The sequence below is a fragment of the Streptomyces sp. ISL-43 genome, assembly GCF_018614195.1.
GTDB lineage: Bacteria > Actinomycetota > Actinomycetes > Streptomycetales > Streptomycetaceae > Streptomyces.
In genome coordinates this window covers 1-8,671 of sequence record NZ_JAGGOT010000122.1, presented here as the reverse complement: position 1 = coordinate 8,671, position 8,671 = coordinate 1, and the positions used below count along the sequence as shown (strand labels likewise).

The following is an 8,671-nucleotide window of genomic DNA, read 5'->3' as shown; positions in this document are numbered from 1 at the left end:
CCGCCGGGCTCACCCTGGAATGGAGCTCAGGCAGAGTCGAGGGCAACGTCAACAGGGTGAAGCGGATCAAAAGGGACGGGTACGGCCGGGCCGGATTCGACCTTCTCCGACGCCAAATCCTCCTCGCGGACTGAGCATCGCTACCCCCTGTCATCGCTCCACAAGAAGTGGATCAGAACCATCTGGACTGGCCGCTGCGCCAGAGCTGCTCCTTTTCCTCACTTGTTCCCCTTCTGAACGATGTAGTGCGGGTGGGGAGCATGAGTGAGTAGCTGGCTGCCTCCATCTCCGAGAGGAAGATCGGCGCTGATCGCGGTCGCTGGGGTGGCTGCCTGCGGTGGGCACGGCGGCGGTCGGCTACGGCCGCGCTTACAGCGCAGTGGTTGCGGTGGCTCCGTGCTGGTCCATGACGTGGCGCCGCGCCGCCCCTGACCTGCCCGGACGTCGGCTGGCGTGTGCTGCGGGCGGTGGGCGAGCCGCCGGTCTCGGCTCGCCGCCCCCTGGTGATCGCAGAGGGCCTGATGAGCGGAATCGTTGGGGCTCGCGAAGAACCTGGTACGGGCTGCCATACCGGGGGGCTGCCCGTCCCTTCATGGTCGGAACTATAGGTGCCAGGGTTGTCAAGCCCCGAGATGTTGTGGCATGACGTGGCTCGCTCCGCTGGGGCTCAATGGAGACACGGGCACAGCAGAGCAGGTGGCCCAGCAGCATCACTCGGAAACCATCCCGCACGGCGTTACCCGCGCGAAAGGCCCGTGAGATCGACGGGGCCGTTCGCCACCCCTTCCCCCTTCCCCCTCAAGGAGCATTTCCGTGATCCGTACCAGGACCCAGCGTCTTGTTGTTCTTGTCGCCTCGACCGCCGTGGCCGTAGGAGGGGTATCCCTGTCCTCCAGCGCCATCGCCGCACCGGCGACCCCGCACCCCAGCGTGATCACAGAGCCGTGCCCTGAGCCCTGCACACTGGTCGGGGCAGGTGGCGGGAGCGGTGGCCCGAAGCACGAACAGGAACAGAGGTGGAAGCATTGGCTGGGTGGTTCGGGCGGCTTTGCCCCGGCGCATGAAATGGACATGCCGTCTAAGCCGTCCACGGGGCCATCCGGTGGCTTTGAATCTGCATGGAAGATGGGCATGCCGTAAGGCATGCGGTCGCCTGCCGGCTGAATCGGGAAGCAGAAGACCCGACCGCAACCGGCTCGACAGCGAGCAGCTCCGCGCGCTCACCGAACTCGGCATCCACTGGGCAGGACTCTGTCCCTGGCTCCCCTGGCTCTCCCTGGCAGGACGCTGACCTGGAAAAATTCGCAGGGACAGAACCGTGTGGCCGCGTCTTCCAGAATTCTGGAAGACGCGGCCACTTTCAAATTGGGTAAGAACGATCCTGAAGACAGGTGGCTCACGAGGGGAAACGATCGTGGCCATCAGGCGGGTACTCCCGGTCCGGCAGCTCGACCAGCCCGTCAAGGACGATCTTCTCGAAGCTGCGGCCGCTGCGGCGTCCGTGCCGAAGGTGGCGGCCAGCGGCCGCACCGACCGCTCGTGGTCAACCTTCGTTCGCGCTCCGCGCCCTGGCCGCCACGCAGGGCCCGCCGGCGGTGAAGCAGCCAGCGCGGGCGGAGCACTCCTGACCGCACGCGCTGACCAGCATCACCACTCCCGCCAAGAGCGCCAGTCCCAGGCCCGCGGCGCCGTATCCGGCGTAGTCCGCGCCCCAGCCGCACGCCGCAAGGACCACCCCCGCCAGAGCGCCGCCCCCGACACAGCATTGCCTGCCAGTCGGCACCACACACCACGCCCCTGACGGGCCCCTGTCCTGAAGGCGGGTGCATCCGGGCCGGCCTCGTCCCCATGCCCGGCGAACCAGCGCGAGCATCCACCGCGCGCTGCCACCGCACGGCGAGTCAGAGGACGACGGGGACCGACACGCCGAGCGCGACGGCCGCACGGCGACACCCGGCGCGCACAGCGGCAAGATCTGCCCGTACGTCTACCCCCGGCCGCTGGCCGGCGGCCGCGTACGCCCTCACGGCCGCTGCGTGGAGCTCCGCCCGCGCGAGCGGCCCGTTCCAGGGAAGAACCGTGAGCTCGGCGGCATCCGCCACCTCGGCCACCAGCCGCGCCACCTCCGCCTGCCCCTCCACCGACCGGTGAACATGAACATAGGGTGACGCATATGACCGATGTCATCCCCACGAATCCGCAGGAACAAGCCGCGCAAGGCCGCATAGCTCTCTGGCTCACACCAGAGGACCTTCGGTGGCTGGCACGCCACTGCTGCTGCCCAGAAGACGCATCGCCCGAAGAGAAAGACCAATGCGGCCGCCTCCGATTCCGAGCGAGCGCCGCCCTACACAAGCACAGCCAGTCCGACTGACGCCGCTTGGTTCACGGCATCGCGATGTCCTCGCCCCCACGGCTTCTCAAACAGCCGCGACAGGACAAACGCTCTTTTACGACGACCGCCGGGGATTCCCCGCCGATTGAGCCGGCCTTGGCCGCGATCCGGGTGCACCGAATGATGTGGGGCGGCTCAGCGCCGGACTTCATCGGTGCTGGCCGGCCAGCTTCAGCACCACTGCCCGGGCCCAAGGACCTTTCGGTCTCCCCGCCACGGCATCCTCGGCAGTGGCTGCGGACGGCTGCGGCGGTCAGCCGCCGACGTGGATGCCGGGGCGGCGCTCGGGGTCGGGTTCGTGGCTGCGGATGATCTCGCGGGTGACCGGAGCGGTGTCGCCCCGGCCGAGGAGGAAGTAGCGGACCATGTGCACCAGGGGGCTGCCCTCGGCCCAGGCGAAGTAGCAGTGCGGCTGCACCCCCGTGGCGTCGCGCAGGGCCAGCAGGATGGCGGCGATGGCGTTCGGCGCGGCCGGCGCAGCCGCGCGCAGGATCCGGTGGCCGTCGACCTCGGCTCCGTGGACGGTGAGGGTGTCGCTGAAGTCCGAGGGGTCGACCACGTCGATCTCGAGGAAGATGACGTCGGCGCGGCCGGGCACCGGATTGACGCCGCGCTGTTCGCGTTCCTTCTCGCTGTACTCGGCAACGTCGCCGGCCTGGCGGCGGTTGGCGATGAGGTTGATGGCGTTGTCGTGGGCGAGTGTGTCGTCGATGAACCGGCGGGCGTCGGCGTCGAAGACGATGCGGTCGGCGCGCAGCTCGGTGGTGCGTGAGACGCGGGAGATCAGCGACACGATGATGATGCCGGCGATGAAGAAGGCGGAGATGACGATGCCGTCGGGCTTGTCGATGATGTTCGCGACCAGGGCGTAGAGCAGGACGGCCGTCAGGAGGGCGAAGCCGATGGTGGTCGCGCGTCGGCGGTGGCGGGCGACGGAGACGGTGACGGCGAAGGCGCCGGAGACCATCATGGCCAGGATGCCGGTGGCGTAGGCGCCGGCCTGCTCGTCGACGTCGGCGTTGAAGGCGATCGTGATGAGGATGCACAGGGCGGTGTAGACGATCACGACGGGGCGTACGGCGCGTCCCCATTCGGGGGCCATGCCGTAGTCGGGCAGGTAGCGGGGGACGATGTTGACCAGCCCGGCCATGGCGGAGGCACCGGCGAACCAGAGGATGAGGATGGTGCTGATGTCGTAGACGGTGCCGAAGACCTCCCCGACCTGCTCATGCGCCAGGTATGCCAGCGCTCGGCCGTTGGCGGCGCCGCCCGGTTCGAACTCGTCGTGCGGGATGAGGAGGGTGGTGACGAAACTCGCCGACAGCAGGTAGACGCTCATGATGAGAGCGGCGGTGGTCAGCAGCCTGCGGGTGTTGCGGATCCGCGCGCGCAGCCGCTGTTCGGGATCGGCGCCCTCGGCTGCGACGAGCGGCATCATGCTCACGCCGGTCTCGAAGCCCGACAGGCCCAGCACAAGCAGCGGGAAGGCCAGCAGCGCCGGGCCCATCAGATCACCGAAGCCGCCCCCGCCCTCGGCGAGGGCGTCGGTCCACGCCGACCAGGCCCCCGGAGTGCTGAACACGTCGACGAGGCCGACGGCAATGACGACCGCGTTCAGCGCGAGGAAGATGGCGACCAGGGGGATGGCCACGCTGACGGCTTCGCTGAACCCGAGCAGGAACACGCCGCCGAGTACCAGCAGCAGCGCGACGGTGAGGGCGACCTCGTGGCCGTGCAGTACTGCAGGGAAGAAAGGGTTCTCCACCACGTGGACGGAGGCGTCCGCGGTGGACAGGGTGATCGTGATGATCCACGAGGTGGCGACGAAGCCGAGCAGGACCAGCACGAACAGCTTGCCCCACCAAAACGGCAGCAGGTCCTCCAGCATCGCCACCGACCCGGCGCCGTGCGGGCTCTCCTTCGCCACCCGCCGGTACATCGGCAGCATCCCCAGCAGGGTCAGCGCCACGATCAGCAGCGTCGCCAGCGGCGAGACCGCCCCGGCGGCAAGGGCGGCGATCGCGGGCACGTAGGCCAGGCTGGAGAAGTAGTCCACACCGGTCAGGCACATCACCTTCCACCAGGCATGCGGCTCAGCATGGGCCTCACCGGCGGCCGGCCCCACCGGCTGCACCTGGTGGCGCAGCATCCACTGCGCCACCTTCCCGGTGGGCTGCGTCCTAAGTGCCGGACTGTCCACCACCTCCGGCATCACCGGCTCGTTCATATCCCTCATGGCCCCATCAACCCTTCCCGGCCTGCCCGGCACACGTGCACGACGGCCACTGGCTCGGGCCCCGCAACGATCATCGAGTATGGGCCTGCCGCAACCGGGCACCCACACCGCACCGTCCGGCTCCCATGCCCGCCCTGCGCCGTGCCCCCGTTCACTCCCCACCGTCCGGTGCCGATCCCTGACCTCAACAACCCCAGGCCAGCGGGCAGAGCGCGGCCAGGAAACCCGCTTGCCCGGCTCCGAGTCCGCAGGACAAGCGGAACCCTCCCGGCGAATCCCAGCCGACAACTTTTACGCACGCTTAACGCCTGACACCGCCCCACACCGCGGGGATGGCGGGCCCGCAGGGTCGCGGCGGTCCTGAAGTGAACGAAGCCTCACGGCGCCCGCTGGGCGCGGGGGCCGGCACGGACGGACGGACGGCTGGACACAGCCTGCTTCGAGGGCACCTACAGCTCCCCGCGCAGGGCTTCTGTCAGGGCTGGTTCTCTGCCGCCCGTCCAGGCTGGGAAGGCTTCCTGAGCCGTCGTGCCCGGGCTGCTCCCACCAGGGCGGCAGCGGCGAGGCCGCGGGCAAGGTTCGTGATCACCGCCCGGTGATAGCGCGCCCGGCCACCCCCCGCTCGACCCTGCCGCAGGAAACCTCTGTCGCGGATCAGTGAAACTGCGCGCTGCCCAACCAACCTGCTGCTACACCGCGTCCCACTGTCCGGGCCCGTCTCATCCCAGTGACACCAACGTCACCGCATCAAACCGTCCCCTACCAACCACGCACACCGGCCTGACCAGTACGGACCAGGCTTCAGTCTGGCGGGACAACCTCTGCGGCCTGCCGGACAATCACACACGGCATAGCTCGAATCGATCGGACGGCATCCAGGAGGAGTCAAGCGGATATGTTGACCACAAACCGCACTGATCACCGCGAGGCTGCCCAGCGAGAAGCCGTTGACGCGGTCCTGGCTGCCCTTGAATTGCCTGCAAGCTCGCTTCTGCCCGAGCGAGGGCTTCGAACTCAGGTGATCATGGCGACCGGGTCCGGGAAGACGAGGGTGGCGGTCCGCAGCGCGGAGGAGCTTCACGCGGGCCGTGTGCTGGTGCTCGTGCCTTCGCTGGACCTGCTCGCCCAGACCGAGGCCGCGTGGCGCGAGGGCGGCCGCCGGGGCCCAATGCTCGGGGTGTCCTCACTGCGGGGCGAGGAGGTGTCCTTCCCCAACACCACGGACCCGGTCGAGCTCGTGGAGTGGACCCGCGGCCTGGACAAGGTCACCGTGTACGCCACGTACGCCTCCCTCGGACTCGGCACGCTGGAGAAGGCGCACCAGGCCGGCCTCGCGGCCTGGGACCTGATCGTGGTCGACGAAGCGCACCGGACGTCGGGCCGGATCGGGAAGCCGTGGGCGGTGATCCACGACAACACCCGTATCCCGTCGCTGCGCCGGCTGTACATGACAGCCACGCCCCGGATGTGGCAGCTCGGAGAAGAGGACGAGGCCGGCTCGCCCGGCGAGCTGGTCGCCAGCATGGACGACGACCCCGCGGGCCCGTTCGGCAGCCGGTGCTTCACCCTGACCCTCTCGGAGGCCATCGACCGAGGCATCTGCGCGCCCTACCAAGTCGTCTGCGTCGACGTCACCGACACCGCCCTCCAGGCCGCGCAGGTCCTGGGCGCCGAGGCCCGGTCCGACGAGATCCGCGGGGCCCGCCTGGCAGCCCTGCAGACCGCACTGGTGAAGGCATCGGCGGAGGAGAACTTCCGGCGCACGCTGGTCTTCCACCACGTAGTGAAGGAGGCCGAGGCGTTCGCGGCCGGCCTTCCCGATGTCGCCGCGCAGCTGCACGCCGCCGACCCGGAGTTGTACCCGGCCACGGTCTGGGCGGACTGGCTGTGCGGGGAGCACAAGCCGCTCCACCGGCGGCGGGTCCTGGCCGAGTTCGCCGAGGGGATCGCCACGGACGGCACCGTCGTGGAGAAGGGCTTCCTCGGCTCCGTGAAGGTCCTCGGAGAGGGCGTCGACACGAAGAACTGCGACTCCGTCTACTGGGCCGACGTGCGCGGCTCCATGCCCGACCTCGTCCAGGCCGTGGGCCGCGCCCTGCGGATGCAACCCGGCGAGGGGAAGGTGGCCTCGCTCGTCGTGCCGATCCTCCTCGGGCCCGGCGAGACGGCCGACAACATGCTCACCAGCCGGGCGTACGGCGGGCTCGCCAAGCTGCTGGAGGCGCTCCGGGCGCACGACGCGCGGATCGTGGAGACCCTCGCCGAGCAGCAGGCCCCGAGCCGCTACAAGCCCGTCAGCGAGGACGACAGCGGCAAGAGCAGCAACGGGACCGGCAGCGTTAGCGCCCCCGCCAAGGCCCTGCTGAAGTTCTCTACGCCGCGCAACCCGGCCGCGCTCGCCGCGTTCATCAACCTGCGGGTGCTGAACCCGGAACACGAGCACTGGCGCCGGGGGGTGGAGGCCGCCGTCATCTACGCCCGCGAACACGGCGACCTCAAGGTGCCGTTCGTCTTCTGTCCAGGACGTCACGGCTCCCCCACGACGCCGCGAACCTGACACCCGTCCAGGGATGTCCGGGGCCGGCCGCCGCCAGATGCTCGGCGACCCGGCGGGCCGCATCCGGGCGCAGCGCCACCGTGCGACCGACCGTCCGCAGCCGCCTGGTCTCGTCGTAGCGGCCGAGGACGAGGAGCTGGGGGCGGGTGAGGGTGCCGGTGATCGCACCGACGATGGCTTCAGTGGTGTCGCGGCGGCGGATCTTTGTCCAGGCTCTGGCGGCCGGCCGGTAGGGCTGGTTCATGTTCTTGACGACCAGGCCCTCAAGGCCCGGTACGTCCGTCCAGGACTCCAGCCACTCCCGCGCCGTGGTGACGTCTGTGGTCATCGGGCAGAGCGTCCAGGGGGCGGTCAGAGCGCGGGCAGTGAAGAGCACCTCAAGGCGGCGGCGCCGCTCCCGGTACGGGAGGGTGAGCAGCTCGGCGCCGTCCTGCTGCAACACGTCGAAGGCCACGAAATGGGCCGGCAGTGCGGCCGCGAGGGCGGCGGCGCCCCGGCTGCGGGCGGCGGCCCGCCGCTGCAACCCCTCGAAACTCAGACGGCCCGCCGCCACGTCCCAGACCAGCAGCTCGCCATCGAGGACCAGGCCGCCGGGAAGCTGCGCGGCGGCCGCGACCAGGTCCGGGAATCGGTCCTGGATGAGGGATCCGCGGCGGGTCTGGAGCAGCGCCGGGCCGCCCGGCGCGAGAGGGGTGAAGAGCAGCGCCCGGTGTCCGTCGAACTTCTGCTCATAGGCCAGGATCCCGGCCGTGGCGGGGGCCGGCAGCGCCTCGGCGGCTTGCGCGAGCATCGGTTGCACCGGCGGCCTGAGCACCACTCCCGACACCCTTCCCGACGCCCCGCACACGGCCCCCACGCCAAGCCTGGCCCTCGCACGGGATCACGGCCTGGCGGAGGGCGCCGGACGGCACTACAGGGCGTTAGCGCGAGGCAGCGAGGCGGCGCACCGCCGTGGCCGTGAGTTCGGCCGTGGACCAAGCCCGGCCCGTGCGGACCAGGCACCCGCCTCGTTCCAGTTGTGTCAGTTGGTGGGCCACGCTGCTGGAGCTGGTGAGCCCCACGGCCCCGCCGAGCTCGCGGATCGAGGGGCCCACCCCGTGGGCGGCGACATGGGCGGTGATCGTTTCGAGGATCTGCAGCCGGCGCGCGGTCAGCCGGATCACGCAGCCCACGCCCAGCGGCGTGCGCGAGCCTGGCGCAGCAGCTCCACCCGGCCCGCCGTCGACCGGCCGGGGATGGCCCAGTACGGGTGGGCCGCCAGGGCCCGGGAGAGGTCCAGGAGCTCCCGGCGCAGCCGCGTCGGACTCTGCGTAGGGGTGAGGCGGGAGAGAGCCTCATACGTGCGGATCCAGTCGAGCTGGATCCGGATCAGATCGTGGGGGAAGTGCTGGTGGCACATATTTACATTAACACAGATGTTCGAATCTTGAGGCAAGCCGGGCCGCTCCACTAGGGCGACGACTGTGGTCGGGTAGCCGGGTCA

5 protein-coding genes and 1 pseudogene are annotated in these 8,671 nt (G+C 69.9%); 1 reads left to right on the top strand and 5 read right to left on the bottom strand.

The window, feature by feature from the left end:
* Positions 1–1,901: 1,901 nt before the first annotated feature.
* Both J7F03_RS40345 and J7F03_RS40340 read right to left on the bottom strand, forming a co-directional pair.
* Positions 1,902–2,141, bottom strand: a complete 240-nt coding sequence (locus J7F03_RS40345) for a hypothetical protein (protein WP_214958192.1) — start codon at positions 2,139–2,141, stop codon at positions 1,902–1,904.
* 507 nt (positions 2,142–2,648) lie between these two features.
* Positions 2,649–4,607: an amino acid transporter gene (locus tag J7F03_RS40340; RefSeq protein ID WP_374104460.1), complete on the bottom strand. Its 1,959-nt coding sequence runs from the start codon at positions 4,605–4,607 to the stop codon at positions 2,649–2,651.
* Between the two features lie 919 nt (positions 4,608–5,526).
* Here J7F03_RS40340 and J7F03_RS40335 point away from each other — a divergent pair.
* A pseudogene (locus J7F03_RS40335) lies at positions 5,527–7,146 on the top strand (DEAD/DEAH box helicase family protein); the annotation flags it as partial.
* Here the strand turns inward: J7F03_RS40335 and J7F03_RS40330 are convergent.
* The 3 genes from J7F03_RS40330 to J7F03_RS40320 all read right to left on the bottom strand — a co-directional run bounded on the left by J7F03_RS40330 (position 7,127) and on the right by J7F03_RS40320 (position 8,587).
* Positions 7,127–7,978 carry an RNA ligase family protein gene (locus tag J7F03_RS40330; RefSeq protein WP_214958190.1) on the bottom strand — a complete coding sequence of 284 codons (852 nt, stop codon included), beginning with the start codon at positions 7,976–7,978 and terminating at the stop codon, positions 7,127–7,129. The pseudogene J7F03_RS40335 and the gene J7F03_RS40330 sit on opposite strands and share 20 nt — an antisense overlap.
* A 130-nt stretch (positions 7,979–8,108) precedes the next feature.
* Entirely contained in the window at positions 8,109–8,360 is a 252-nt protein-coding gene (locus J7F03_RS40325; RefSeq protein WP_214958189.1) for a LexA family transcriptional regulator, read from the bottom strand.
* The gene (locus J7F03_RS40320; protein ID WP_214958188.1) at positions 8,348–8,587 is read right to left on the bottom strand and encodes a hypothetical protein; all 240 of its coding nucleotides are present in this window, start codon (positions 8,585–8,587) and stop codon (positions 8,348–8,350) included. The genes J7F03_RS40325 and J7F03_RS40320 overlap by 13 nt, the downstream gene beginning before the upstream one ends.
* Positions 8,588–8,671 lie beyond the last annotated feature (84 nt).

Coding starts and splice junctions, on each gene's coding strand:
- J7F03_RS40340 (WP_374104460.1), bottom strand. CDS start 4,607: ATGCCGGAGGTGGTGGACAGTCCGGCACTTAGGACGCAGCCCACCGGG.
- J7F03_RS40330 (WP_214958190.1), bottom strand. CDS start 7,978: ATGCTCGCGCAAGCCGCCGAGGCGCTGCCGGCCCCCGCCACGGCCGGG.
- J7F03_RS40320 (WP_214958188.1), bottom strand. CDS start 8,587: ATGTGCCACCAGCACTTCCCCCACGATCTGATCCGGATCCAGCTCGAC.